The 25178-nt window shown below is 67.2% G+C and carries 26 protein-coding genes and 2 pseudogenes; 18 read left to right on the top strand and 10 right to left on the bottom strand.

Annotated elements, in window-relative coordinates; translation table 11 throughout:
- The first annotated feature begins 79 nt into the window (after positions 1-79).
- Positions 80-1402 (top strand): SGNH/GDSL hydrolase family protein, encoded by a 1323-nt coding sequence (locus AB4Z32_RS11610; RefSeq protein WP_442121997.1) that lies wholly within the window; start codon positions 80-82, stop codon positions 1400-1402.
- Here AB4Z32_RS11610 and AB4Z32_RS11605 read toward each other — a convergent pair.
- Positions 1392-1871 carry an Lrp/AsnC family transcriptional regulator gene (locus AB4Z32_RS11605; protein WP_442121996.1) on the bottom strand — a complete coding sequence of 160 codons (480 nt, stop codon included), beginning with the start codon at positions 1869-1871 and terminating at the stop codon, positions 1392-1394. The two genes, AB4Z32_RS11610 and AB4Z32_RS11605, sit on opposite strands and share 11 nt — an antisense overlap.
- A 162-nt stretch (positions 1872-2033) precedes the next feature.
- Here AB4Z32_RS11605 and AB4Z32_RS11600 point away from each other — a divergent pair, with 162 nt between their 5' ends.
- The 6 genes from AB4Z32_RS11600 (at position 2034) to AB4Z32_RS11575 (ending at position 8560) form a co-directional block, all read left to right on the top strand.
- Positions 2034-2972, top strand: a complete 939-nt coding sequence (locus tag AB4Z32_RS11600; protein ID WP_442121995.1) for a DMT family transporter — start codon at positions 2034-2036, stop codon at positions 2970-2972.
- A gap of 101 nt (positions 2973-3073) precedes the next feature.
- A complete protein-coding gene (locus AB4Z32_RS11595) occupies positions 3074-3481 on the top strand; it encodes a hypothetical protein (RefSeq protein ID WP_442121994.1) in 408 nt (135 codons plus the stop codon).
- Between the two features lie 242 nt (positions 3482-3723).
- Positions 3724-4878, top strand: a complete 1155-nt coding sequence (locus AB4Z32_RS11590) for an ABC transporter substrate-binding protein (protein WP_442121993.1) — start codon at positions 3724-3726, stop codon at positions 4876-4878.
- Between the two features lie 80 nt (positions 4879-4958).
- Complete coding sequence (locus AB4Z32_RS11585; RefSeq protein WP_442121992.1) at positions 4959-5849, top strand: branched-chain amino acid ABC transporter permease; 891 nt, start codon at positions 4959-4961, stop codon at positions 5847-5849.
- A 3-nt stretch (positions 5850-5852) separates the two neighbouring features.
- Complete coding sequence (locus AB4Z32_RS11580) at positions 5853-7817, top strand: branched-chain amino acid ABC transporter ATP-binding protein/permease (protein ID WP_442121991.1); 1965 nt, start codon at positions 5853-5855, stop codon at positions 7815-7817.
- Positions 7818-7831: 14 nt separating this feature from the next.
- Complete coding sequence (locus tag AB4Z32_RS11575; protein WP_442121990.1) at positions 7832-8560, top strand: ABC transporter ATP-binding protein; 729 nt, start codon at positions 7832-7834, stop codon at positions 8558-8560.
- 201 nt (positions 8561-8761) lie between these two features.
- On the opposite strand, the gene AB4Z32_RS11570 is transcribed toward AB4Z32_RS11575, so the two are convergent.
- On the bottom strand, positions 8762-9049 hold the full coding sequence (locus tag AB4Z32_RS11570; protein WP_442121989.1) for a hypothetical protein: 288 nt from the start codon (positions 9047-9049) through the stop codon (positions 8762-8764).
- 272 nt (positions 9050-9321) lie between these two features.
- Here AB4Z32_RS11570 and rhlP point away from each other — a divergent pair, with 272 nt between their 5' ends.
- The 3 genes from rhlP to AB4Z32_RS11555 are packed head-to-tail and all read left to right on the top strand — an operon-like array spanning position 9322 to position 11147.
- Positions 9322-10152: a rhombotarget lipoprotein gene (rhlP, locus tag AB4Z32_RS11565; RefSeq protein ID WP_442121988.1), complete on the top strand. Its 831-nt coding sequence runs from the start codon at positions 9322-9324 to the stop codon at positions 10150-10152.
- Entirely contained in the window at positions 10145-10729 is a 585-nt protein-coding gene (rrtA, locus tag AB4Z32_RS11560) for a rhombosortase (RefSeq protein ID WP_442121987.1), read from the top strand. The genes rhlP and rrtA overlap by 8 nt, the downstream gene beginning before the upstream one ends.
- On the top strand, positions 10722-11147 hold the full coding sequence (locus tag AB4Z32_RS11555) for a GNAT family N-acetyltransferase (RefSeq protein WP_442121986.1): 426 nt from the start codon (positions 10722-10724) through the stop codon (positions 11145-11147). Before rrtA ends, AB4Z32_RS11555 begins: the two co-directional genes overlap by 8 nt.
- On the opposite strand, the gene AB4Z32_RS11550 is transcribed toward AB4Z32_RS11555, so the two are convergent.
- From AB4Z32_RS11550 to AB4Z32_RS11535, 4 genes are all read right to left on the bottom strand, one after another.
- Positions 11133-12299, bottom strand: a complete 1167-nt coding sequence (locus AB4Z32_RS11550) for a glycerate kinase (protein WP_442121985.1) — start codon at positions 12297-12299, stop codon at positions 11133-11135. The genes AB4Z32_RS11555 and AB4Z32_RS11550 overlap by 15 nt on opposite strands.
- 77 nt (positions 12300-12376) lie before the next feature.
- Entirely contained in the window at positions 12377-12781 is a 405-nt protein-coding gene (locus tag AB4Z32_RS11545) for a hypothetical protein (RefSeq protein ID WP_442121984.1), read from the bottom strand.
- Between the two features lie 55 nt (positions 12782-12836).
- Positions 12837-13574 (bottom strand): Mut7-C RNAse domain-containing protein, encoded by a 738-nt coding sequence (locus tag AB4Z32_RS11540; RefSeq protein ID WP_442122152.1) that lies wholly within the window; start codon positions 13572-13574, stop codon positions 12837-12839.
- A 5-nt stretch (positions 13575-13579) separates the two neighbouring features.
- Positions 13580-14347 carry a DUF72 domain-containing protein gene (locus AB4Z32_RS11535; RefSeq protein WP_442121983.1) on the bottom strand — a complete coding sequence of 256 codons (768 nt, stop codon included), beginning with the start codon at positions 14345-14347 and terminating at the stop codon, positions 13580-13582.
- 91 nt (positions 14348-14438) lie between these two features.
- On the opposite strand from AB4Z32_RS11535, the gene trxC reads away from it, so the two are divergent.
- Both trxC and AB4Z32_RS11525 read left to right on the top strand, forming a co-directional pair.
- Positions 14439-14882, top strand: coding sequence for a thioredoxin TrxC (gene trxC, locus AB4Z32_RS11530; RefSeq protein WP_442121982.1), 444 nt, complete (start codon positions 14439-14441; stop codon positions 14880-14882).
- A 58-nt stretch (positions 14883-14940) separates the two neighbouring features.
- A complete protein-coding gene (locus tag AB4Z32_RS11525; protein WP_442121981.1) occupies positions 14941-15303 on the top strand; it encodes a DUF4870 family protein in 363 nt (120 codons plus the stop codon).
- Between the two features lie 7 nt (positions 15304-15310).
- Here AB4Z32_RS11525 and AB4Z32_RS11520 read toward each other — a convergent pair whose 3' ends face one another.
- Genes AB4Z32_RS11520 through AB4Z32_RS11505 form a run of 4 tightly spaced genes read right to left on the bottom strand, consistent with a single transcriptional unit; the run spans position 15311 to position 19271 of the window.
- The gene (locus tag AB4Z32_RS11520) at positions 15311-15964 is read right to left on the bottom strand and encodes a flavin reductase family protein (RefSeq protein WP_442121980.1); all 654 of its coding nucleotides are present in this window, start codon (positions 15962-15964) and stop codon (positions 15311-15313) included.
- 20 nt (positions 15965-15984) lie between these two features.
- A complete protein-coding gene (locus tag AB4Z32_RS11515) occupies positions 15985-17250 on the bottom strand; it encodes an MFS transporter (protein ID WP_442121979.1) in 1266 nt (421 codons plus the stop codon).
- 32 nt (positions 17251-17282) lie between these two features.
- Positions 17283-18437, bottom strand: a complete 1155-nt coding sequence (locus AB4Z32_RS11510; RefSeq protein WP_442121978.1) for an acyl-CoA dehydrogenase family protein — start codon at positions 18435-18437, stop codon at positions 17283-17285.
- Positions 18438-18449: 12 nt separating this feature from the next.
- Positions 18450-19271, bottom strand: coding sequence for an IclR family transcriptional regulator (locus tag AB4Z32_RS11505; RefSeq protein WP_442121977.1), 822 nt, complete (start codon positions 19269-19271; stop codon positions 18450-18452).
- A 256-nt stretch (positions 19272-19527) separates the two neighbouring features.
- On the opposite strand from AB4Z32_RS11505, the gene AB4Z32_RS11500 reads away from it, so the two are divergent.
- The 6 genes and pseudogenes from AB4Z32_RS11500 to AB4Z32_RS11475 all read left to right on the top strand — a co-directional run.
- The gene (locus AB4Z32_RS11500; protein WP_442121976.1) at positions 19528-20298 is read left to right on the top strand and encodes an enoyl-CoA hydratase; all 771 of its coding nucleotides are present in this window, start codon (positions 19528-19530) and stop codon (positions 20296-20298) included.
- Between the two features lie 3 nt (positions 20299-20301).
- Positions 20302-21822, top strand: coding sequence for a 3-hydroxyacyl-CoA dehydrogenase (locus AB4Z32_RS11495; RefSeq protein WP_442121975.1), 1521 nt, complete (start codon positions 20302-20304; stop codon positions 21820-21822).
- A 16-nt stretch (positions 21823-21838) separates the two neighbouring features.
- Positions 21839-23041, top strand: a complete 1203-nt coding sequence (locus AB4Z32_RS11490; protein WP_442121974.1) for a 3-oxoadipyl-CoA thiolase — start codon at positions 21839-21841, stop codon at positions 23039-23041.
- Between the two features lie 12 nt (positions 23042-23053).
- Positions 23054-24115: pseudogene (locus tag AB4Z32_RS11485) on the top strand (CaiB/BaiF CoA transferase family protein); the annotation flags it as partial.
- On the top strand, positions 24099-24848 hold the full coding sequence (locus AB4Z32_RS11480; RefSeq protein ID WP_442121973.1) for an electron transfer flavoprotein subunit beta/FixA family protein: 750 nt from the start codon (positions 24099-24101) through the stop codon (positions 24846-24848). The pseudogene AB4Z32_RS11485 and the gene AB4Z32_RS11480, both read left to right, overlap by 17 nt.
- Positions 24849-24866: 18 nt before the next feature.
- A pseudogene (locus AB4Z32_RS11475) lies at positions 24867-25178 on the top strand (electron transfer flavoprotein subunit alpha/FixB family protein); the annotation flags it as partial.

The following is a 25178-nucleotide window of genomic DNA, read 5'->3' as shown; positions in this document are numbered from 1 at the left end:
GTGAGGTGGCGCAAATACTTTTCCTGTTCCGGCTCCGCGATTGGCAGTCTAACGCTTGTCCAACCCCCAGGAGCCGAACATGAAACCGACCCAGTTTGCCGAAAACGATGGCGTCGAGAATGACGCCGCTCCCCCGGTTCAAGTTCCCCGGAGTCCGCGACGCCGCGATTTTCTCCGCGCCGGCCCCGCCCTCGCCGCGGCGCTGGCCCTGCCTGCCGCGGCACAGGAGCTGCAGGCCCAGGCGGTGGAAGCCTGGGCGGCCACCTGGGGGGCGGCGCCGGCCGGCCCGCCGCCCGCGGCCTCGACGATGGTGCTGGTCAACCAGACCCTGCGCCTGATCGCGCATGCCAGCGCCGGCGGCAGCCGGGCGCGCATCCGCATCTCGAACGAAATGGGCAGCGCGCCATTGTCCATCGGCGCCGCGCGCATCGCCCTGCGCGCCAGCGGCGCGGCGCTGGTTGCCGGCACCGACCGCCAGCTGCTGTTCGGTGGGCGGACCCCGGTCACGATCGCCGCCGGTACCGCCGTGCTGTCGGATCCGGTCAGCTTCAACCTGCCGCCCTTTGCCGACCTCGCGGTCAGCCTCTACCTGCCGGCCTCGACCCGCATCACGACCCTCCACAACCTGGCGCTGCAGGCCGGCTATGTCTCGAGCGCCGGCAACTACAGCGCGGCATCGAACCTGCCGGTCGCGCGCAGCATCGCCACCTGGCCTTTCCTGACCGAGGTCGACGTCAGCGGCGCCTATTCCGGCCTGGCCGCCACGGCGGCTGTCGCCACGCTCGGCGACTCGATCACCGACGGCCAGGGCAGCAGCGCGAATACCAACCGGCGCTGGCCGGACCTGCTGGCGCGGCGCCTGCAGCTGGAGCTGGGCGTGGCCGGGAATATCGGCGTGGCGAACCGCGGCATCGCCGCCAACTCCCTGTTGAAGGATTATCCGGAGGCGATGCTGACCGGCCAGAAGGCGCTCGACCGCTTCGACCGCGACATCGCGGCCACCTCCGGCGTGCGCTGGATGGTCGTGCTCATCGGCATCAACGACATCGTCTACAGCCCGGGGACGAATCCGATCCCGGTCGGCAGCCTGATCGCCGGCCACCAGCAGCTGGTGGCGAAGGCCCGCGCACGCGGCCTGCGCGCGGTCGGCGCCACCCTGACGCCTTTCGAAGGCCACGTCTACTACACGGCGGCGCGGGAGAACGTGCGCAAGAGCTTCAATGCCTGGATGCGCAGCGGCGGCACCTACGACGCCGTGGTCGACTTCGAGCTGGCGCTGCGCGATCCGGCCCGCATCACGCGCCTGCGCGCCGCTTACGACAGCGGCGACCACCTGCATCCGAACAGCGCCGGCTACCAGGCGATGGCGCAGGCGGTACCGCTGGCCCTCTTCACGCAGTGAAGGACGGGGTCACCGAGGGCGAGCGCTTCAGGCAGCGCAGCGTGAAGGTCGAGCGCGTGTGGCGCACGCCGGGCAGCTTGTACAGCTTCTGGCGCAGGAAGCGCTCGTAACCCTCGGTGCCGGCCACCGCCACCTTGATCAGGTAATCGTATTCGCCCGACAGCAGATAGGCTTCCATCACTTCCGGCAGCTCGGCAAGGGCGTCGGAAAAGGCCTTGAAGATTTCGTCGTCGTGGCGGTCCACCGTGACCTCGATGATCACGGTATCCGGCACGCCCATGCGGCGCTGGTCGAGCAGGGCCGCATAGCCGGTGATGTAGCCGCCGTCCTCGAGCGCCTTGACGCGGTGCCAGCAGGGGGTCGGCGACAGGTTCACCGTATCGGCCAGTTTCTGGTTGCTGATGCGTCCGTCGCGGCCCAGGGTGCGCAGGATCTGGCGGTCGATTTCGTCGAGTTGGCCGTCTTTCATGTCGTCTTCCTTGTCTATACAGGCATGGTTGAAGATAATTCTTTCGCATTTTACTCCAGACGCAAAAGAATCATCCATATTCCCCCGCTCAGGCAGCCGCAACAGAAGCACATTTTTTGTGCGCTGCAGTATGATTCCGGCGTCTTATGTAAGGAGTACTTTGTGTCGGAAGCAGTATCCCGCGGCGGGCTCGGTGTCCAGGGCGCCGCCTTCAATGCCGAATTGCCCCTCATGCTCATCACGCCCGCGCTGTTCGCCGCCAATCTGGTGGTCGCGCGCTGGGCACAGGGTGCGGCGATTCCTCCCGTGTTCCTCGCTTTCGGCCGCTGGGCGCTGGCCTTCCTGATCCTGATGCCGACCGTCGGCCCGCGCATGTGGGCGTTGCGCGGCACCCTGCTGGCCAACTGGCCGCGCATCCTGCTGTTGTCCACGCTGGGCATGGGCATGGCGGTGGCCCCGCAATACATCGGCGCGCGCCACACCGGCGCCGCCAACGTCGCCATCATCCTGGCCGCCTGTCCGGCCCTGGTGACCCTGGTCGAACGCCTGGTGTGGAAGGCCCCGCTGGGCCGCCGCCAGGGCTGGGGCCTGCTGGTGGCGATCGCCGGCGTGCTGGTGGTGCTGACGAAGGGCGACCTCGGCGCCCTCGGCCAGCTCGAGTTCGGCCGCGGCGACCTGTGGGTGGTGCTGGCCGCGATCGGCTGGTCGCTGTACACGGTCTTCAACAAGCGCGTGCCGCTGCCGCCGCTGCCCGGCACCGTCAAGCTGGCGGCCCTGATCGGCGGCGGCGCGCTGGTGCTGGCACCGTTCGCGGCCCTCGAAGCGGCCAGCGGCGATGTGCCGTCCTTCGGCGACGGCCGCCTCTACGTGGCGCTCGGCTTCCTGGCCATCGTCCCCAGCCTGGGCGCCTACTTCTGCTTCGACCGCCTGGTGGCGGTGGCGGGGCCGGCGCGGGCCAGCATGTCGGTCTACCTGATCCCGCTGTTCGCGACCCTGGCTGCCTGGCCGCTGCTGGGCGAAGCGCCCCACCTTTATCATGTGGCGGGCTTCGGGATGATCCTGGCCGCGGTGGCCCTGTCGAGCCGGCGCCGCCGCTCCTGAGCTTGCCTCACGTTTCAGGAGAGTGAACAGGTGTAACAGCCTGTAAATCAAAAAGCGGGCGCCACAAGAAACTGGGTAGTATGCAGGTGAGGAGAACTGCCATGAAAAAACTCGCCATCATTCTTGCAGTTGCCGCACTGAGCGGCTGCGCGACCCAGTATCCCGGTCCCGCCAACTACGGCACGCGCGCCTACGCGCAAGCGCCGGACGCGAACGGCTGGCAGGTCGTCTCGGTGACCCCGGTCCCGAACGGTACCGCGGCCCAGGCCGCCGCTTCGGGCAATGCCGGCCGCGTCACCACCTCGGACGCCGTCACTTACAGCCCGGCGCCGAGCGGCCCTACCTACGTGACCCAGCCGGTGTACGTGCCGGCTCCGATCTATGCGCCGGCGCCGGTCTATGATCCGTTCTGGTATCCGCCGATCTCGATCGGCCTCGGCTTCAGCTGGAGCAACTGGGGCGGCCATCGCGGCTACCACGGTGGCGGCCGCTGGCGCGGCCATCGCTAAGCCGTAAAATTTGCACTACAATGGGGAGGTCGCACTGCGGTGCGGCCTCTTTTTTTTCGCCCTGCCATACACCCTCTTCCTTACGTTTTTCTTACGCATTTGCATGAATGACGCATGGTGCAACGCGTCACATGAATCGTTTGCTGTTGCCCAATTGCTATCCTAGAATGGCTCGACGACGGGTCTGCGCCGGCCTCGGTGCGCGCCAGCGTGCGGCATAAAAATCAACTACGGAGACAGCAATGGATTTCAGACTGAAAGCATTGGTTGCAGGGGTAGCACTGGGTTTTTCGATGTCGGGCATGGCGGCGGAGCCGATCAAGATCGGCGTGTCGGGCCCCTTCACCGGCGGCTCGGCGCCGATGGGCGTGTCGATGCGCGACGGCGTCCGCCTGGCGGTAAATGAAATCAATGCCAAGGGTGGCGTGCTGGGACGCCAACTCCAGATGGTCGAACGCGACGACGAGGCCAAGCCGGAACGCGGCGTGCAGATCGCCCAGGAACTGATCAACAAGGAAAAGGTGGTGGCCACCGTCGGCTACATCAACACCGGCGTGGCCCTGGCTTCGCAGCGCTTCTACCAGCAGGCCAAGATCCCGGTGATGAACAACGTCGCCACCGGCTCGATCGTCACCAAGCAGTTCGCCAACCAGCCCGAGAACTACGTCTTCCGCAACTCCGCCAACGACACCATCCAGTCGACCATGATCGCCGAGGAAGCGATCCGCCGCGGCTTCAAGAAGCCGGCGATCCTGGCCGATTCGACCAACTACGGCCAGCTCGGCCGCGAAGACCTCGAAAAGGTCCTGGCCGCGAAGAGCGTGAAACCGGTCTCGGTCGAGAAGTACAACATCGGCGACGTCGACATGACGGCACAGCTGCTGCGCGCCAAGCAGGCCGGCGCCGACGTCGTGCTCACCTACGGCATCGGCCCCGAACTGGCGCAGATCGCCAACGGCATGCAGAAGCTGGGCTGGAAGGTGCCGATCGTCGGCAGCTGGACGCTCGCAATGGCCAACTTCATCGACAACGCCGGCGCCAACGGCAACGGCACCCGGATGCCGCAGACCTTCATCCAGAACCCGGATACGCCCAAGCGCAAGGCCTTCATCGACGCCTACGTGAAAGCCTACAACCCGCCTAACGGCCGCATGCCGTCGGCGGTGTCGGCAGCCCAGGGCTACGACTCGATCTACCTGCTGGCCGCCGCAATCCAGCAGGCCGGCAGCACGGAAGGCCCGAAGATCGCATCCGCCCTGGAAAACCTGAAGACCCCGATCGAAGGCGTGGTCACCACCTACAACAAGCCCTACAGCCACACCGACCACGAAGCCATCAACTTCGACAACACCAAGTTCGGCGAAGTGCAGAATGGCCGGGTTGTGCCGGTGAAGTAAGCCCGCGCACCTAGCGCACTTATCCGTCGCCCCCGCCTGCGCGGGGCGACGGGCAGACGTATCGGTCACTAGGGTAAAAAATGGACATCCTCCTCCAGCTGGTCTTCTCCGGGATCGCGCTCGGCATGATCTATGCCGTCATCGCCTTCGGCTATCAACTCACTTTCGCCACTTCCGGCACGCTGAACTTCGGCCAGGGCGAGGCCCTGATGCTGGGCGCCCTGGTCGGCTTGTCCCTGGTCGGGACCATCCATGGCGGTCCCTATATCAGCTACTGGCTGATGGTCCCGCTGGTGATGGTATTCGGCGCCCTGCAGGGCATGTTCGTCGAATGGATCGGGGTGCGCCCGGCGATCCGCATCAAGTCCGAATTCGGCTGGATCATGTCGACCATCGCACTGGCCATCATCTTCAAGAACGTGGCCGAGAATATCTGGGGCAAGGACGTGCTGCCCTTCCCCTCGCCGCTGTCGTCCGAGCCCTTCACGGTGCTGGGCGCGAACGTGCAGCCGATGCAGGTGGCGGTCATCATCGGCGCCGTCGCCATCATGCTGGCGGTCGAGATCTTCAACCGCAAATCGATCTACGGCAAGGCGGTGGTCGCCACCGCCAACGACCGCGACGCGGCCGGCCTCATGGGCATCAACACGCGCATGGTGATCACCTTCTCGTACGCCCTCTCCTCGGCGACGGCGGCCTTCGCCGGCGCCCTGATCGCGCCGCTCACCCTGACCTCCGCCACGATGGGCGCCTCGCTGGGCCTGAAGGCCTTCGCGGTGGCGATCATCGGCGGCCTCACCTCCGGCATGGGCGCGATCGTCGGCGGCATCATCCTCGGCATCGCCGAAACCGCCACCGGCTTCTACCTGTCGACCGGCTACAAGGAAGTGCCGGGCCTGGTGCTCCTGCTGCTGGTGCTGGCGGTGAAGCCGTCCGGCCTGTTCGGCAAGGCCGCGATCAAGAAGGTATAGAGCATGAACAAAAAACTCGCCGCCGCCGTCGCGCTGGGCATCGTCCTGGTCGCGGCCTATCCGCTGCTGTTCGCGAATCCCTACTACATCCACCTTGCCGAGACCATCCTGATCTACGCCATTCTGCTGTACGGCCTGGACATCGTGGTCGGCTACACCGGCCAGGTCTCGCTGGGCCACGCCGGCCTGTTCGGCATCGGCTCCTACATCACCGGGGTGCTGGTGCTGAAACTGGCCATGCCCTGGTACGCGACCCTGCCCGCCAGCGTGATCGGCTGCGCCCTGTTCGGCGTGATCCTTGCCCTGCCTGCCCTGCGCGTGACCGGCCCCTACCTGGCGATGGTGACGCTGGCCTTCGGCACCATCGTGCAAATCCTGATCAACGAGATGACCTTCCTGACCGAAGGCCCGCTCGGCATCCAGCTGCAGAAGCCCACCGTGATGGGCACGGAACTGACCGAGGTCCAGTACTACTACGCGGTGGCCGGCTTCATGTTCCTGTCCCTGCTACTGGTGCACCGACTGCTGCGCTCCCACATCGGGCGCGCCTTCGAAGCCCTGCGCGACAGCCCCATCGCCTCGGACTGCATGGGCGTGTCGGTGTACCGCTACAAGGTCTATGCCTTCGTGATCAGCGCCGGCTTCGCGGGCCTGGCCGGCAGCCTGTACGCCTATTCGGAGCAGTACATCTCGCCGAACAGCTACAACTTCGAGCTGACCATCCTGTTCCTGCTGGCCGTGATCATGGGCGGCCGCAAGAGCCGCCTCGGCTCGCTGATCGGTGCCACCATCGTGGTCATGCTGCCCAGCCTCCTGTCCGACATCGAGGTGTTCCGCAAGATCGCGATCTCGGCCGCCGTCGCCGCCGTCGTCATCGCCGCGCTGATGCTGGCCAAGCGCCGCACCACCGTAGCGCGCGCCGCGGTGCCGGTGGTGGGGACGATCGCGATGGCCGTCTTCGCCTACAGGCTGGACAGCATGGTCGACTGGCGCCTCACCATCTTCGGCCTGATGACCCTGTTCGTCGTCTACTACCTGCAGGACGGCATCGTCGGCTTCTTCAAGAGCCTGTTCGGACGCGGCCGCGTCCACGTCGCCGCGGTCCAGGGCGCCGGCGAGGCCGATCCGTTCGCCGGCATGAAGGCATCCGGTGCGCGTGCCGAAGCCGGCGCCGAGGGCGGCGAGCTGCTGCGCGTGGAGCAGGTGCTGATGCAGTTCGGCGGACTGAAGGCGCTGAACCAGGTCGACCTGAACGTGGCGCGCGGCTCGGTGCACGGCCTGATCGGACCGAACGGCTCGGGCAAGAGCACGATGATGAACGTCCTGACCGGCATCTACAAACCGACAGCCGGCGGCGTCGTGTTCGCCGGCCACGCCATCACCGGCCGCACGCCGTCGCAGATCGCGCTGGGCGGCATCGCCCGCACCTTCCAGAACGTGCAGCTGTTCGGCGAGATGACCGCCACCGAGAACGTGCTGGTCGGCCTGCACCACAGCTTCCGTTCGACGGTGGGTGACGCCATGCTGTCCACCCCGCGCTACAAGCGTGAGGAAGCGGCGGCCCGCGTGCGCGCGGCGGCCATCCTCGAATTCATCGGCCTGGCCGACCTGGCGATGGAAGAAGCGCGCAACCTCCCTTACGGCAAGCAGCGCCTGCTGGAGATCGGCCGCGCGCTGGCGCTGGATCCGCGCCTGCTGCTGCTGGACGAACCGGCGGCCGGCCTGACCGCGCCCGACATCCGCGAGCTGATGGCGATCATCCGCAAGATCCGCGACCACGGCATCACCATCGTGCTGATCGAGCACCACATGGACGTCGTGATGTCGATCTCGGATACCGTGACCGTGCTCGACTTCGGCCAGAAGATCGCCGAGGGCACGCCGGGCATGGTGCAGTCCGATCCGAAGGTCATCGAGGCCTACCTGGGCGGCGCCGCCGAAGCGCCGCCGCAAGCCGCCGCACATTGAGAGGACAAGCCAAGATGCTATCGATCCAGAATCTGCACGCCGCCTACGGCAAGGTCGACGTCCTGCACGGGATCTCCCTCGAGGTCCCGAAGGGCAAGCTGGTGACCCTCATCGGCAGCAACGGCGCCGGCAAGACCACCACCATGCGCGCCATCTCCGGCATGATCAAACCGAAGAGCGGCAGCGTGCAGCTCGGCGGCCGCGACATCACCGGCCTCGACTCGCACCGCATCGCGCGCGCGGGCCTGGCCCACTCGCCGGAGGGCCGGCGCGTGTTCGCCACCATGAGCGTCACCGACAACCTGCTGCTGGGCGCCTTCCCGCGCTTCACGCGCGCGCGCCCGAAAGGCGACATCCAGCACGACCTCGAACGCGCGCTCGAACTGTTTCCGCGCCTGAAGGAGCGCCGCCTCCAGCTGGCCGGCACCCTGTCCGGCGGCGAGCAGCAGATGCTGGCGATGGCGCGCGCCGTGATGCTGAATCCGGATGTCGTGCTGCTCGACGAACCCTCGATGGGCCTGGCGCCCATCCTGGTCGACGAGGTCTTCCGCATCATCGCGCGGCTGAAGTCCGAGGGCGTGACGATGCTGCTGGTGGAGCAGTTCGCGCAGGCGGCCTTGAACGTGGCCGATTATGGCTATGTGCTGGAGAACGGCACCATTGCCGTGCACGGGCCGGCGGCGGATTTGAAAAGCGATCCGAAGGTGGTGGCGGCTTATTTGGGGGGCGGGCAGGCGCATTGAGGACGCTACTGGCCCGTGCCTCCCCCGAGCTCGGGCCAGCTGTCGGGCGGTTTACTCTGTCTTCACCGCGTCGAAGATGAAGCCCTGCCAATAGATCACGAAATGGTTCTATCCCTTGATGAGGGCTTCGGTGCACGCCAGATCGACTGCCCCTACGACAGTCGGAATGCCGAGACGATCGACCGGCGCGTGCGCCGTCTTTCAAACGTACTTCGCAGCGTCTTCGTAGTGTCGGGCGAACTTCGGCGGTTTGCGGCAGCTTTTCCCCGCCACCGTGATGTTGTTTGGCGCGATGACCAGCTTTTTACCGATACGAGCTGCCACTTCCGCATCACCGATCGATGAGATTTCCGACGAATCGGGTACTTTCGTGAGGGTCCACGTGCCCAGCAAGTGGTTCCTCTTCGGTTCGTTCGCAAGCGCCGTTTCGGATACGCAGGTAACGACGCTCGGCGATACGGCTATCGTCGAGGTCTGCAGGTCCGCCATTAGTCGCCGAAAGGACAGGTGGGGCGCCAGGTGCAGCGTTCAGCGTGTCAGACAATCCAAACGCGTTGCTACCTTCATCTGTTGGCGCCGCACGAGCAGCACCCGGACGGCACTCGCAATCGACAGCGTAGCTGAGCAACGCCGGTCTCGGTAGCGCAAGACGATACCGCCGGCGTCGATTATCGACGCTTCGGATTCATCAGTTGATCGTCCAGTTCAAAATGTCATCATTCCCCGGTCCGCCGTCTACCGGCCACCACTGAAAGGCATGCATGAACCGCTTCAAGACCCTCCTTTGCGCCCTCGCCCTGCTCGCGCTGGGCGGCTGCGCATCGATGTTCCAGCACACCGGCGAGCGCCAGGCCGGCAGCATCGTCGACTACCTGTATCCGAACGCGAAAGAGGCGCCGAAGATGGAGCCGACCGTCACCAGGCTGCGCCTGCCGGTGCGTGTCGGCATCGCCTTCGTGCCGGGCGGCGGACGCGCCGCGCCGCAGGACGCCGAGCAGATGCAGCTGCTCGAGAAGGTCAAGGCCTCGTTCTCGGAGTATGACTACATCGGCAGCATCGAGGTCATCCCGAGCGCCTACCTGCGCCTGCGCGGCGGCTTCGACAACCTCGACCAGGTGGCGCGGATGTTCAACGTCGACGTGATCGCGCTGGTGTCGTATGACCAGATCCGCTTCAACGACACCAACCGGATGGCGGTGCTGTACTGGACCGTGGTCGGCGCCTATCTGATCAAAGGCGACCAGTACGACGTGCAGACCATGGTGGATGCCGCCGTGTTCGATGTCCGCAGCCGCAAGCTGCTGTTCCGCGCGCCAGGCATGAGTCAGGTGAAGGGGTCGTCGACCCTGGCCGGCTACAGCAGGGAGGTCCGCGGTGCGCAGTCGGACGGTTACGCGCAGGCGGTCGAGCGGATGATTCCGGCGCTGCAGATGCAGCTGGCGAGTTTCAAGGAACGGGCGAAATCCGATCCGGGCATCCAGGTCGAGCGCGGCGAGGGATACCGCGGCGGACGCGGCGCCGGCGGATTCGGCTGGACGGCGGCCCTGCTGCTCGCCGGCGCGGCTTGCTGGATCGTGCGCCGCCGTGCTTAAGACTGCGCCCGTCTCGTTAGCGCTGGCCGGCATCTGCCTGCTGCTGGCCTGCGCCGGCGAGCAGGCAGCGTCCGGACTCGCCTGGGAGCGCGCCGCCATCCTGCACGGCGAGCTGTGGCGCCTGTGGAGCGGCCACCTCGTGCATTTCTCGGCCTCGCATGCGGGCGCCGATGTGCTGGCGCTGCTCACGCTGGGTGCGCTGACCGAAGCGTTGATCGGCTCGCGGCGCTATGCCCTTGTGCTAGGTAGCGGCGCCTTGCTGCTGTCGCTCGGCCTGTTGATCTTCGTACCGGGGATGCACGAGTACCGCGGCGCCTCCGGCCTGGCCGTGCTGACCGCGGTGCTGGGCGGCGTGCCGGCCTGGGACCGCTACCCGGACAGCCGGCCCGTGCTCGCCTGTGCCGCGCTTGCGCTGGCCAGCAAGACGCTGTGGGAAGCCTGCGCGAACATGGCTGCATTCACCGACCTGCCGGCGGGCGTGGCCGTGGCCTGGCAGGCGCACGTGCTGGGCGCGCTGCTGGGTGGCTGCGCCGCGGCGGCCCTCTGCCGGTCAGCGCCTGAGGAAACCCATGCTTGAAATCGCTGTCGTACAGCCCGGCAAACTCGCCAGGATTGCCGGTTTCTACGAGGCCGCAGGATATGGCGGCGGCGTGTCGGCAGCCGACCTGACGTTCGCCGCAGACCTGGACGGCCGCCTGGCCGGCGCCGTTCGCTTGTGCGAGGAGCACGGCGACATCGTCCTGCGCGGCATGCAGGTGGCGCAGTCATTCCAGCGCCAGGGCATCGGCCGCGCGCTGCTGGCCCGCTGTATTCCCTGGCTGGACCGCGGCACGGCCTGGTGCCTGCCCTACGAGCACCTGACGGGATTCTACGGCGAGGCCGGCTTCGAACCCGCGCCGGAGGATGCGCTGCCGCCCTTCCTGTCCGAGCGCCTGGCCCGCTACCTGGCGTCGGGCCAGCGGGTGCTGGCGATGCGGCGCTCAGCCTCGGCCTGACTCCAGCGCCGCGCCCATCCGCAGCGCCTGCGCCACATTGCGCGCCGCCGAACGCAGGTTCTCGCGCGCCTCGGCCAGCGCCTCCTGCACGGTGCACGGCCGGCACACCGCCGCGAACACCGCATCGATGCCGTGCGCGTGCACGGCCGACGCATCCCGCGCCAGGCCGCCGCCGATCGCGATCACCGGCGTGCCGAAGCGCTTGGCCACCCGCGCCACCCCGACCGGCGTCTTGCCGCTGACGCTCTGGCCGTCGATCCGCCCTTCTCCCGTGATCACGAGATCGGCGTCGCGCACGGCCTGCTCCAGCCCGACCGCCTCGGCGATGATCTCGATGCCGGGCCGCAGGCGGCCGCCCAGGAAGACCACCATCGCCGCGCCGATGCCGCCGCCGGCCCCGGCGCCCGGCATGTCGGCCACGTCCTGGCCGAGGTCGCGCGCGATGAGGCGGCCATAGTTCGCCAGGCTGGCATCCAGTCGAGCGACCATCTCCGGCGTCGCGCCCTTCTGCGGCCCAAAGATGGCCGACGCGCCGTTCGGCCCGGTCAACGGATTGCTGACGTCGCAGGCGATATGGAATTGGCTGTCCTTCACGCGCGGGTCCAGCCTTGAAACGTCGATACGGTCCAGCCGCGCCAGTTCGGCGCCCCCCGGACCGATCTCCGCGCCGCCGGCATCGAGCAGGCGCACGCCGAGGGCCTGCAGCATCCCGGCCCCGCCATCGTTGGTCGCACTACCGCCGACGCCGAGCACGAAGCGGCGCACGCCGGCATCCAGGGCGTGCAGGATCAGTTCTCCGGTGCCGCGGCTGGTCGCGCGCAAGGGATCGCGGCGTTCCGATGGCACCAGTTCGAGCCCGCTGGCGGCGGCCATCTCGATCACGGCCAGCGGCGCGCCGCCGTCCGGTGACGAAGCCATGCCATAGAAGGCCCCGACCTGCTCGCCCAGCGGCCCGGTGGCCCTCAGCTCGACGCGGTGGCCGCCGGTGGCGTCGATCATCGCCTGTACCGTGCCCTCGCCGCCGTCGGCCACCGGCAGCTTGACGATCTCGGCGTCCGCGAACACCTCGCGCAGGCCGGCCTCGATGGCCTCGGCCACCTGCAGCGCCGACAGGCTTTCCTTGAACGAATCCGGGGCAATGACGATCTTCATGGGTCTCCTGGCTTGTGGACTTCCCTGCGAGTATAGGTGATCGACGATGCCCGGCACAGCCCCGACGGCAGCGCCGCCTACATGCCGAACAGGTCGTGTGAATCGAGAATGGCCCAGGTGATCTCGGGATGGCGGTCGAGCACCTTGCGGATCGCCGCCGGAATCGACTGCCTGACCTTCTTGCACAGGCCCGGCCGGTCTTCCAGCAGGATGACGATGCCGCGCAGGGTGCGCACCTCGTTCGGGCCCGGCACGATCTTCAGCTCGACGCCGAGGTTGGCGCGGATCTTCTCCTGCAGGCGCTTGAGCTCCTCGTAGCTCGAGATGTTCTCGATCCGGCCGATCAGCTTCTGCTCCTCCATGCGCGTCAGGCGCAGGGGCCGCAGGTCGGCGTCGGGCTCGACGAGCAGGCGCTCGCGCTCGCAGACGCAGGCGCCTGGCGGACATTCGCTGCGAATTGGGAAGCTTACCTGTTGCAACATGCTCTCACGCTGGTCGGCAAAGGATCGTCATAGTGTACATCACGGTCGGGTTCATTCATTGTGCGGCACGCGCCAGGACGGCGCTCATGCGCTGCCAGTGCGAGCCCTTCCAGTAGACCCGCCCGCACAGGTCGCAGGTATTGAATTCGTCCTGGACCGCCGCGACCTGGGGCGGCAGGCGGTCCAGGACCTCGGCCTTGGCGACGCTGCGCAGCGGCGCGTTGTCATGCAGGCAGCGCGTGAACGGGCGGGCACGCTCGGCCAGGCCGAAGTGTTCGAACAGGTCGTGCAGCTGGGCCTCCGGCCGCTGGGCGCGCACATAGCAGCCAAAGTCTATGCCGCGGCGCTTGAGCAGTGCGCGGTCGCGCGTCAGCACCACGCGTTCCTGGTCCGCCGCCAGCGCCTCGACCTGGTCGCCGCTCAGGCTGTTGTCGTAGATGGTGTCGAACCCGGCCATTCGCAAGAGGCGCGCGAGTCCGCCGAGGTGGGCGTCGGCCACGAAGCAAATCCGCCCCGGCGGCAGCGACGGCGCCGGCCTCAGGTCGCTGACGTCGAAGCGCGTGAAGTGCGGGTAGACGGCGACGCGGTCGCCCTCTTCCAGCGGCAGATCGAGACCGGCGCAGTCGCCATTCACCAGCACCAGCTCGACCTCGGTGTGCGGCACGCCGAGGGCTTCGATCATGTGCTTGGTGGTGGCCATGCGCGCGCATGGGGTGGTGATCTCGCGCCCCTTGCGCTCGCGCGGCAGGAAGTCGTTCAACTCGCCGTAGAAGCGGAAGGTGGCGCAGACCATGGTGCTCACTTGCTCATCACAGGCTTCAGCGCGCGCAGCACCTCGAGGGCGTTCGGCACCGCCGCGAAGGCCGCCGTGTTATCGAAGATGCACCAGCAGTGGGCGCCACCGGCGGTAAGCAGCGCGATCCGCCGCTCGACTTCGCGCAGGAATTCGGGCGGATAGCTCGAGTAATACACCTTGGGCGTGCCGTGCAGGCGGATATAGCCGGCCTCCGTGGTCGRCACATGCGGTCCGGGCTGGCCGGCGGGCGGATCGGCCATCACGCGGGTCACCCCGTGTTCGCGCAGGACGTCGGTGGCGGCGTCCGAAAACCAGGTCGGATGGCGGGCTTCGAGCGCCAGCATGCAGCCGACCCTTTCGCGCAGGCGCGGCAGGAAGTCGCGCGCCGCCTCTTCGTCGAACACGCCCTTCGGCGGCAGCTGGATCAATATACAGCCGAGTTTCGCGCCCAGGTGGTTGACCTCGCCGGCAAAGCGGTCGAGCAGCTCGTCGGCGTCGCGCAGGCGGGCTTCGTGGCTGATCGACTTCGGCAGCTTGACGGAAAAACGAAAGTCCGGCGGCACGCTGTCGGCCCAGCGGGCGTAGGTTTGCGGCTGATGCGGGCGGTAGAAGGAGGAGTTGATCTCGACGGCGGGAAAGACGGCCGCATAGCGCTCGAGGTGGCTGCCTTCTTCGGGGAAGTCGGGCGCCACATCCTTGTGGAGACTCCAGCCAGCGCAGCCGATCAGGCACGCGCCGCCAGCGGAGGTGGGGGCTGGGGTTTCGCTCATGGGCAGATTCTATTCCGGGAGTGCGGGCACGCGTCGCACGGCCGGCATTACAATATGAACAATCGCATATCGACTTCGCAGGAGAAACCCAATGACCGAGCCCTTGCACATCGTCTGTCCGCATTGCGACGCCGTCAACCGCGTCGCCAGCGAGCGCCTCGCCGACCAACCCGTCTGCGGCAAATGCACGAAAGCGCTGTTCGAAGGCAAACCGCTGGACGTGAACAGCGAGCGCTTCACGCGCCACATCAGCCGCAACGACATTCCGGTGCTGGTCGATTTCTGGGCCGCCTGGTGCGGGCCCTGCCGCATGATGGCGCCGGCCTATGCCCAGGCCGCCGGCCGGCTGGAGCCGCGGGTGCGCCTGTTGAAGGTGGATACCGAGGCCTCGCAGGACCTGGCGGGGCGCTACGGCATCCGCAGCATCCCCACCATCGCGCTGTTCCAGGGCGGCCAGGAGATCGCACGCCAGGCCGGGGCGATGGATGCCGGCAGTATTATTTCTTGGGTACAATCCCGGGCGCGCGCCGCCTGAGCGCGCGATCGGCTATCGTCGGCTTTACGACGTCACCAACTCAACACAGGAGGACGCCATGTCCCAGGAACTCGTCTACGAACGCGGTATCGAGGATGCAAAGCAGTTCGCCCGCATCCTGTATCTCGCCCATGCCGCGACCTTCTTCTTTTCGCTGGGGCTGCTGAACATCATCGTCCTGATCGTGAATTACATCAGGCGTCCGGACACGGCCGGCACCATCGTCTATTCCCACCACACCTGGATGATCCGCTCGTTCTGGTGGTACGTGGTGGCGATGGCGGTCGCCTTCGTGCTGGCGATCACCATCATCGGGATTCCGCTGGCCTGGCTGGTCGGTGCGGCGGCCTGGCTCTGGATGGCCTACCGCATCATCCGTGGCTTCCTCGACCTGAACAACAACCGGCCGATGCCGGTATAAGCCAGGCTCAGTTGTTCGGCCCGTCCCTGCGCAGGCGGGCCTCCAGTTCGCGCAGCCGCACGTAGTAGGCGCGGCCCAGGCGTCCGACCGGCCGCGTGCCGGTCTGCTCCAGCAGGTCGATGCGATGATCCTGCTCGCCCTTGCGGCCGGTGTACACGGCCTCGTCGATGTGCACGTGCTGCACGCTTCCCATGATCCACTTGTTGGCGCCCATGTCGAGGATGTCGTGCAGCTTGCACTCGTAGGCGACCGGGGCGCGGGCCACGCGCGGCGCCTTCACGATGCTGCTGGGCGCCTCCGCCAGGCCGGCGTAGCGGAACTCGCTGTCGCCGGGCGCGAGGTCGGCGGCGGTCTTGACCATCTCGTCCATCAGCTGTTCGGGCACGATGTTCACCACGAACTCGCGGGTGGCCACGATGTTCGCATAGGTGTCCTTCGGCACCCATTCGCCGGCGTGGTTGTCGCCGCGCGGACCGCAGCTGAAGCCCAGCACCGGCGGCGACGGCGACACCACGTTGAAGAAGCTGAAGGGCGCGATGTTCGGCACGCCCTCGGCCGACACCGTCGACACCCAGGCGATCGGGCGCGGCACGACGGAGTCGCGCAGCAGGAAGTACATCTCGGTCGGCTGGAAATCGGCGGCGGAAAGCGATATGGTCATGATGGTATCCGGCTGGTTTATTACTGCTGCGGGTCGTACAGCTTTTCCTTGATGAACAGCGCCGGCACGATCCCGCACAGGAAGTAGGCCACGCCCATCACCAGGAAGCCGAGGCCGATCGAGCCGTTGGTGGCCAGGTAGCCGATGCAGGCAGGTGCGATCGCCGCGCCGACGCGGCCGACGTTGTAGGCGCCGCCGACGGCCGAACCGCGGATGGTGGTCTCGAAGCTCTCGGTCATGTAGGTCGCGTTCACGCCATACGGAATCCCGTACAGGAAGCCGAAGATGGTCAGCAGGTAGACGATGTTGTCCGGCGTGTTGTACAACACGATCAGCGGCAGGAACACGGCGGTGCCGAGGGCGCCGAAGGCGAAGATCGCGCGGCGGCCGAAGCGGTCGGCCAGCCAGCCGGCGACGATCTTCCCGAGGATCATGGCGACGTAGGTGCCGACCATATAGCCGGTCATCGCCTTGAAGTTCATGTGCAGTTCTTTTTCCAGGTAGGTCGGCATCCAGTTGTTGACGCCGTAGTAGCCGAACTGCAGGAAGCCGGCGGCCAGCGACCACAGGATGAACATGCGGCGGTGGGCCGGGTTCGAGAAGATCAGCTTCATCGCGCCGGCCGGCTTGCCGCCGGTGCGCGTGCCGGCTGCCTTGTCCGCGGCCAGCTTCTGGCGCGAGGCGATCCAGGCGGCCGGTTCCGGCACCACGCGCCGCATCAGCACGGCCAGCACCACCGGGATGATGGCGATGTAGAACAGCCAGCGCCAGCCATAGGTCGGCAGGATCCAGCTGGCCAGCAGGGTCGCCACCACGTAACCGACCGACCAGCCGGCCTGCAGGCTGCCCAGCACCGTGGTACGGCGCTCGGTCGGCACGTACTCCGCCATCAGGGTGTTCGACACCACGTAGACGGCGCCCAGTCCGACCGAGGCGATGAAGCGGAACAGTGCGAACTGTTCGAAGTTGTGGGTGGCGCCGAGCACCGCGGTACCCACCGAGAACAGCATGATCGTCCAGACGACCGTGCGCACCCGGCCGAAGCGGTCCGCGGCCCAGCCGCCGAAGATGCCGCCGAGGGCCATGCCCACCAGCGTGACCGTGCCGAGCGTGCCCGCCTGCACCTTGGTCAGGCCGAACTCCTTGGTCAGGCTGCCCAGGCTATAGGACAGGAACATCAGGTCGGCGCCGTCGATCATCAGCGCCAGGAAGGCGAAGACAAAGACGATCTTCCATGTGTTTTTGTTTGCCGCGGCAATCACCGCGCGGTTTGCTGCTACTTCCATGTCTCCTCCAATTGTCTTGCTGTCTTGCTTGCTTATGGCTGCACGGCGCGGATCATGTTGCGCGCGATGACGAGCTGCTGGATCTGGGTGGTGCCCTCGTAGATGCGGAACAGGCGCACGTCGCGGTAGAAGCGCTCGATCGCGTACTCCGACACGTAGCCGGCGCCGCCGTGGATCTGCACCGCGCGGTCGGCCACGCGGCCGCACATCTCGGACGCGAACATCTTGCAGCAGGCGGCTTCGGTCGAAATGTCTTCCTTGTTGTCGCGGCGGCGCGCGGCATCCAGCACCATCGAACGGGCCGCGTAGACCTCGGCCTTGCTGTCGGCCAGCATGGCCTGGATCAGCTGGAAGTCGGCGATCGCCTTGCCGAACTGCTGGCGCTCGACCGCATAGCGCAGGGCATCGTCCAGCATGCGCTCGGCCACGCCGACGCAGATCGCGGCGATGTGCAGGCGGCCTTTGTCGAGCACCTTCATGGCGGTCTTGAAGCCCACGCCTTCTTTACCGCCGATCAGGTTGGCGGCCGGGACGCGGCAGTTCTCGAAGATGACGTCGGCGGTGTGCGCGCCCTTCTGCCCCATCTTCTTGTCCGTCTTGCCGATGAAGACGCCCGGCGTGCCTTTCTCTACGATGAAGGCCGAGATGCCGCCCGCGCCCTTGATCTCGGGGTTGGTGCGCGCCATCACCGTGAAGATGCCGGCTTCCGGCGCGTTCGTGATGAAGCGCTTGGTGCCGTTGATGACGTAGAAGTCGCCGTCGCGGACGGCCGTCGTGCGCAGCGAGGCGGCGTCCGAGCCCGAACCCGGTTCGGTCAGCGCGAACGAGGCGATCAGCTCCCCCGAGGCCAGGCGCGGCAGGTAGTCGCGCTTCTGCTCTTCGGTGCCGTCGACGATCAGGCCCTGGGAGCCGATGCCGTTGTTGGTGCCGACCAGGGAACGGAAGGCCGGCGAGGTCTTCGCGATCTCGAAGGCAGCCAGCACTTCCTCTTCCATCGTCAGGCCAAGGCCCCCGTATTCCTCGGGAATGCACAGGCCGAACAGGCCCAGCTCGCGCATGTCGTCGACGACGTCGGGCGGGATCTGGTCGGTCTCCGCTACTTCATTTTCCGCCGGCACCAGCCGCTCCCGCACGAAGCGGGACAGGGTATCGAGCAGCACAGTCATGGTTTCCTGGTCGCGTATCATCTTCTTTCCAAATCAGTTCGTAGTTTGTCCCATCGAGCCGCCGACCTTGCGCACCAGCTCGACCAGGGCTGGTCCGAGCTCGTGCTGCAGGTATTCGCGGCTGCACTTGAAAGCGGGCTTGCCGCAGTTGAAGGCCATCATGGTGCCGTCCGGGGCCCGGAACGGCACACCGACGCCGTAGACGTCCTTGTCCCACTCGCCCAGCGACATGCAGAAGCCGAATTCCGCATAGTCGCGCAGCGCCTGTTCGACGCCGGCCTGCTGGCGCGCCCAGTCGTCACCGGCGCGCTCGCGCACCTGTTCCAGCAGCGCGGCGCGCTCGGACGCCGGCAGGCCGACCAGGTAGCCGCGCCCGAGGGCGCTGGTGGTCAGCGACAGCCGCGTGCCGACGCCGCGCTGCAGGGTGATCGAGGCGCTGCTGCGGATCGACTCGACGTACACCATCGACAGGCGGTCGCGCACGGCGATCGATACCGAAGCCTGCGCGCGCTCGGCCAGTTCGCGCATCATGGGGCGGGCGACGTCGCGCACGTCGAGCCGCGCCAGCATGCTGTAACCCAGCGCCAGCACGCCGGCGCCGAGCCGGTAGCGGCCTTCGGCTTCCATGTGTTCAAGGTAGCCGAGCTTGGCGAGGGTGCCGGCCAGGCGCGCCACGGTGGGTTTCGGGATCGCCGTGCGGCGCGCCAGCTCGGTCAGGCCGAGTTCGCGCTCCCTGGCGCCGAAGCAGCGCAGCAGTTCCAGGCCGCGGGCCAGGGCGGTGACGAACTGCCGGTCCTTGCCCTCTTCCTTGTCATCGAACTGCTCGATGTCGTTGCCTTCATCCACCATGTGCATGCCCTGTCTCCCTTGTCGTTTTGCCGGCTGCCGGCGCCGGTTCTTAATTCATCCTGTCATATCAATTCTCGTGATGTCAAGCATTTTCAAACCCACGGTCCGCTATGCGAACCACGCATGTCGACGATAGATTTTTCTGATACAGGGCGTGGATTCAGGCTTTACAAGCTGAGAATTTTTCCATATTCTGGGTCGCATCTTCATTTTTCGAACCCGCGGTTCGCTGTGCGGACCCGCGGTAACAAGCGAGACCTCGATGAACGACCTCATCCTTTCCCACCCGGAACCTGGCATCGCCTGCCTGCGCATCCACCGTCCCGACGTCCGCAATGCGCTCAACCAGAGCGTGCGCATGCAGCTGGCCGAGCACTTCACTGCCCTCGGCCAGGATCCGGAAATCCGCTGCATCGTCCTGACCGGCGGCGACCAGGTGTTCGCGGCGGGCGCCGACCTGCGCGACATCGCCGAGGCCACGCCTATCGACATGCACCTGCGCCAGGTCCAGCGCCTGTGGCAGGCCATCGCCGGCTGCCCGAAGCCGGTGATCGCCGCCGTCAACGGCTATGCCTGGGGCGGCGGCTGCGAGCTGGCCATGCATGCGGACATCATCGTGGCGGGCGAGAACGCCTCCTTCGCCCAGCCGGAAATCAAGGTCGGCATCATGCCGGGGGCCGGCGGCACCCAGCGCCTGACCCGTGCGATCGGCAAGTTCCAGGCGATGAAGATGCTGCTGACCGGCGCGCCGATCTCGGGCCGCGAAGCCTTCGCCTGCGGCCTGGCCAGCGAAGTGGTCGAGGATGCGAAAGTGCAGGAACGCGCGCTGGAACTGGCGCGCACCATCGCCGCGATGCCGCCGCTGGCCGCCAGCCAGATCAAGGAAGTGCTGCTGGCCGGCCAGGACGCCTCGCTCGAGGCCGCGCTGATGCTGGAGCGGAAGGCCTTCCACCTGCTGTTCGCCAGCCAGGACCAGAAGGAAGGCATGCGCGCCTTCTTCGAGAAACGCAAACCTTCCTACACGGGACAATAAAGCATGAGCAGCACTGAACAAAACCTCGAAGTGATCGGCATCGTCGGCTGCGGCCTGATGGGCCGCGGCATCGCCCAGATCGCCGTCCAGGGCGGCATGGCCGTCATCCTGCACGACGCCCGTCCGGGCGCGGCCGAGGAAGCGCGCGACGCCATCGCGGCCACCCTGCGGAAGCTGGCCGACAAGGGCAAGATCTCCGCCCAGGCCGCACAGGACGCCGGCGCCCGCCTGTCGGTGGCCGCGTCGCTCGACGACCTGGCGCCCTGCACCGCGGTGGTCGAGGCCATCGTCGAGAAGCTCGACGCCAAGCAGGAGCTGTTCGGCCAGCTCGAAGCCGTGGTCTCGGCCGGCTGCATCCTCGCCACCAATACCTCCTCGCTGTCGGTGACGTCCATCGCCGCCGTGTGCAAGGCGCCGGGCCGGGTCGCCGGCTTCCACTTCTTCAGCCCCGTGCCGCTGATGAAGATCGTCGAGGTGATCGCCGGACCGCTGACCGATGCCGGCGTGCCCGAGCGCCTGACCGCGATCGCCCGCCGCATGGGCCATACGCCGGTGCGCGCCAGCGACACGCCCGGTTTCATCGTCAACCATGCGGGCCGCGGCTACCTGACCGAGTCGCTGCGCATCCTGGGCGAGAACATCGCCGCGCATCCGGAACTCGACCGCATCCTGCGCGAGGCCGCGGGCTTCCGCATGGGTCCTTTCGAGCTGCTGGACCTGACCGGACTGGACGTCTCGCAGCCGGTGATGGAATCGATCCACGCCCAGTACTACCAGGAGCCGCGCTTCCGCCCCTCGCCGATCGCACGCCAGCGCCTGGCGGCCGGACTGCTGGGCCGCAAGAGCGGCCGCGGCTTCTATGTTTACCAGGACGGCCAGAAGCAGGACGCTGCGGCCGTTCCGGTTCCTTCTCGCAGCGACGTGCCGGTCTGGCTGAGCGCCGCCGATGCGGACGCCTGGCCCGCGGTCGACCGCCTGCTGGACGCGCTGGGGGCGACGCGCGACCGCGGCGAGCGTCCGGCCGGGGACTCCCTGTGCCTGGTGCTGCCGGTGGGCCAGGACGCGACCAGCCTGGCCGTGGCCGCGCGCCTGGATCCGGCCCGCACCGTGGCGCTCGATCCACTGTTCATTTCCGGCCGCCGTACCCTGATGACCACGCCGCTGACCGATGACGCCTTCCGCGATACCGCCCACGCGCTGTTCGCCGCCGACGGTACGCCGGTATCAAGGATCCGCGACAGCGCCGGCCTGGTGTGCCAGCGCGTGCTCGCCACCATCGTCAACATCGGCGCCGACATCGCCCAGCAAGGCATCGCCAGCCCGGAAGACATCGACAAGGCGGTGACCCTCGGCCTCGGCTACCCGAAAGGACCGCTGGCGCTCGGCGATGCGCTCGGCGCCGCCACCGTGCTGCGCATCCTGGACGGCCTGTTCGACTTCTACCGCGATCCCCGCTATCGCCCGAGTCCGTGGCTGAAGCGCCGCGCCCTGCTGGGCGTCTCGCTGCTCACCCCGGAAAACTGATCAATCAAGGAATATCATGCTCGACGCTTACATCTACTCCGGCCTGCGCACCCCGTTCGGCCGCCTCGCCGGCGCCCTGGCCCCGGTCCGTCCCGACGACCTGGCCGCTTCCGTCATCCGCAAGCTGGTCGACGATTCGCCCTTCGATCCGGCACAGGTAGAGGACGTGATCCTCGGCTGCGCCGGCCAGGCCGGCGAGGACAGCCGCAACATCGCGCGCCACGCGGTACTGCTGTCCGGCCTGCCGCATACGGTGCCCGGCCAGACCGTCAACCGCCTGTGCTCCAGCGGCCTGGCGGCCGTGCTCGACGCCGCACGCGCCATCACCAGCGGCGAAGGCGAGCTGTATGTGGCCGGCGGTGTCGAGAGCATGAGCCGCGCGCCCTTCGTGGTCGCCAAGAGCGAGTCCGCCTTCGGGCGTGAATTCAAGGTCTTCGACTCGGCCCTCGGCGCGCGCTTCCCGAACCCGCGCATCACCAAGGAGTTCGGCGGCGACACCATGCCCGAAACGGCCGACAACGTGGCCGAGGACCTCGGACTGAGCCGCGAGGACAGCGACCGCTTCGCCGCCCTCTCCCAGTCCCGCTATGCCGCGGCGCTGGCCGACGGCTTCTTCGCCGGCGAGATCATGCCGGTGGAGGTCCCGACCGGGAAAAAGACGCCGCCGCGGATCGTGGCCGCCGATGAGCAGCCGCGTCCGGAATCGACCGTGGAGTCCCTGGCGAAGCTGAAAGTGCTGCAGGAAGGCGGCGTGGTCACCGCCGGCAACGCCTCCAGCCTGAACGACGGCGCCGCCGCCCTGCTCATCGGCAGCCGCGCGGCCGGCGACAAGGCCGGCGCCAAGCCGGTCGCGCGCATCCTGGCCGGCGCCGCCGCCGGGGTCGAGCCGCGCGTGATGGGCCTCGGCCCGGCCTACGCCATTCCGAAAGCATTGGCGCGCGCCGGCCTGACCCTGGCCGACATGGACGTCATCGAGATCAACGAAGCGTTTGCCACCCAGGTGCTCGGCTGCCTCAAGATGCTGGATGTGTCCTTCGACGACCCGCGCGTGAATCCGAACGGCGGCGCGATCGCGATCGGGCACCCGCTCGGCGCGTCCGGCGCCCGCCTGGCCCTGAGCGCGGCGCGAGAACTGCAGCGCCGCAACGGCCGCTACGCCGTCGTCAGCCTGTGCATCGGCGTCGGCCAGGGCCTGGCAGTCGTCATCGAACGCGTCTGACTGGAGAGCAGCATGTCTGGAGCACTGTCACACATCCGCGTCCTCGACCTGACGCGCGTCCTCGCCGGCCCCTGGGCCTGCCAGATGCTGGCCGACCTCGGCGCCGAGGTGATCAAGATCGAAAGGCCCGGCAGCGGCGACGATACCCGCGCCTGGGGCCCGCCCTACCTGAAGGACCAGGACGGCCAGGACACCCGAGAATCCGCCTACTTCCTGTCCACCAACCGCGGCAAGAAGTCGGTCACCCTCGACATCTCGACGCCGGAGGGCCAGGCCATCGTGCGCAAGCTGGCGATGGAAAGCGATGTCTTCATCGAGAACTACAAGGTCGGCGACATGGCGCGCTACGGCCTGTCCTACGAGGATTTGAAGGAATTGAATCCGCGCCTGGTCTACTGCTCGGTGACCGGCTTCGGCCAGGACGGTCCGATGTCGGCCTTTGCCGGCTACGACTTCATCGTCCAGGGCATGGGCGGCCTCATGAGCATCACCGGCGAGCGCGACGACCTGCCGGGCGGCGGCCCGCAGAAACTGGGCGTGGCCTTTTCCGACCTGATGACCGGCATGTACTCCAGCGTCGCCATCCTGGCCGCGCTGGAACACCGCCACAAGACCGGCGAAGGCCAGTATATCGACATGGCCCTGCTGGACGTGCAGGTGGCCGCGATGGCGAACATGAACATGAACTACCTGGTGTCCGGCAAGGTGCCCAAGCGCCAGGGCAATGCGCATGCGAACATCGTGCCCTACCAGGTGTTCCGCACCCGCGACGGCCACATGGTGCTCGCGGTCGGGAACGATCGCCAGTTCGCCAAGTTCTGCGCGATCGCCGGCTGCCCGCAATTCGCCGCCGATGAACGCTTCGCGACGAACAACAACCGGGTGCGCAACCGCGAGACCCTGGTGCCGATGCTGGAAGAAGTGCTACTGGGCCGCACCACGGCCGAATGGGTCGCGCCGCTGGAAGCCGCCGGCGTGCCTGCCGGGCCGATCAACGACATCGCCCAGACCTTTGAGCATCCGCAGGTCAAGCACCGCAAGATGAAGCTGGACCTGCATGAAAGTCCTGGTACCCGTCAAACGCGTGGTCGACTACAACGTCAAGGTCCGCGTCAAGTCCGACGGCAGCGGTGTCGATATCGCCAACGTCAAAATGTCGATGAACCCGTTCGACGAGATCGCCCTGGAAGAAGCGACCCGCCTGAAGGAAGCCGGCAAGGTCACCGAGATCGTGGCCGTGACCTGCGGCGTGACCCAGGCCCAGGAAACCCTGCGCACCGGCATGGCGATCGGCGCCGACCGCGGCATCCTGGTCGAGACCGGTGCCGAGATCGAGCCGCTGGGCGTGGCGAAAGTGCTGAAGGCGCTGGCCGACAAGGAACAGCCGCAGCTGATCATCCTGGGCAAGCARGCGATCGACGACGATTCGAACCAGACCGGCCAGATGCTGGCCGCCCTGCTGGGCTGGCCGCAGGCGACCTTCGCCTCGAAAGTCGTGCTGGAAGACGGCAAGGTGACCGTGACCCGCGAAGTCGACGGCGGCCTGGAAACCGTGGCCCTGAGCCTGCCGGCCATCGTCACCACCGACCTGCGCCTGAACGAGCCGCGCTACGTGACGCTGCCGAACATCATGAAGGCGAAGAAGAAGCCGCTCGAGACCATCAAGCCGGAAGACCTGGGTGTGGACGTGACCCCGCGCCTGAAGACCCTGAAAGTGTCGGAGCCGGCCAAGCGCTCGGCCGGCATCACCGTGCCRGACGTGGCGACCCTGGTGTCGAAGCTGCGTACYGAAGCCAAAGTCATYTAAAGAATATAAGGGAACATCATGGTCGCACTCGTTATTGCTGAACACGACAATGCCTCGCTGAAGGCCGTCACCCTGAACACCGTCACCGCCGCCGCCCAGTGCGGTGGCGAAGTCCACATCCTGGTCGCCGGCTCGGGCTGCGGCGCGGTCGCTGAAGCAGCCGCCAAGGTCGCCGGCGTCTCGAAAGTGCTGGTCGCCGATGCGCCGCATTTCGCCGACGGCCTGGCCGAGAACGTCGCCGAGCAGATCCTGGCGGTGGCCGGTTCGTACTCGCACATCCTGGCCCCGGCTTCGGCCTACGGCAAGAACATCCTGCCGCGCGTGGCCGCC

Source organism: Massilia sp. 2TAF26, from assembly GCF_052115005.1.
In the GTDB taxonomy this organism is placed as follows: domain Bacteria; phylum Pseudomonadota; class Gammaproteobacteria; order Burkholderiales; family Burkholderiaceae_D; genus Telluria.
The sequence above is the reverse complement of the archived record's forward strand: the minus strand, read 5'-3'. Positions and strand labels throughout refer to the sequence as shown.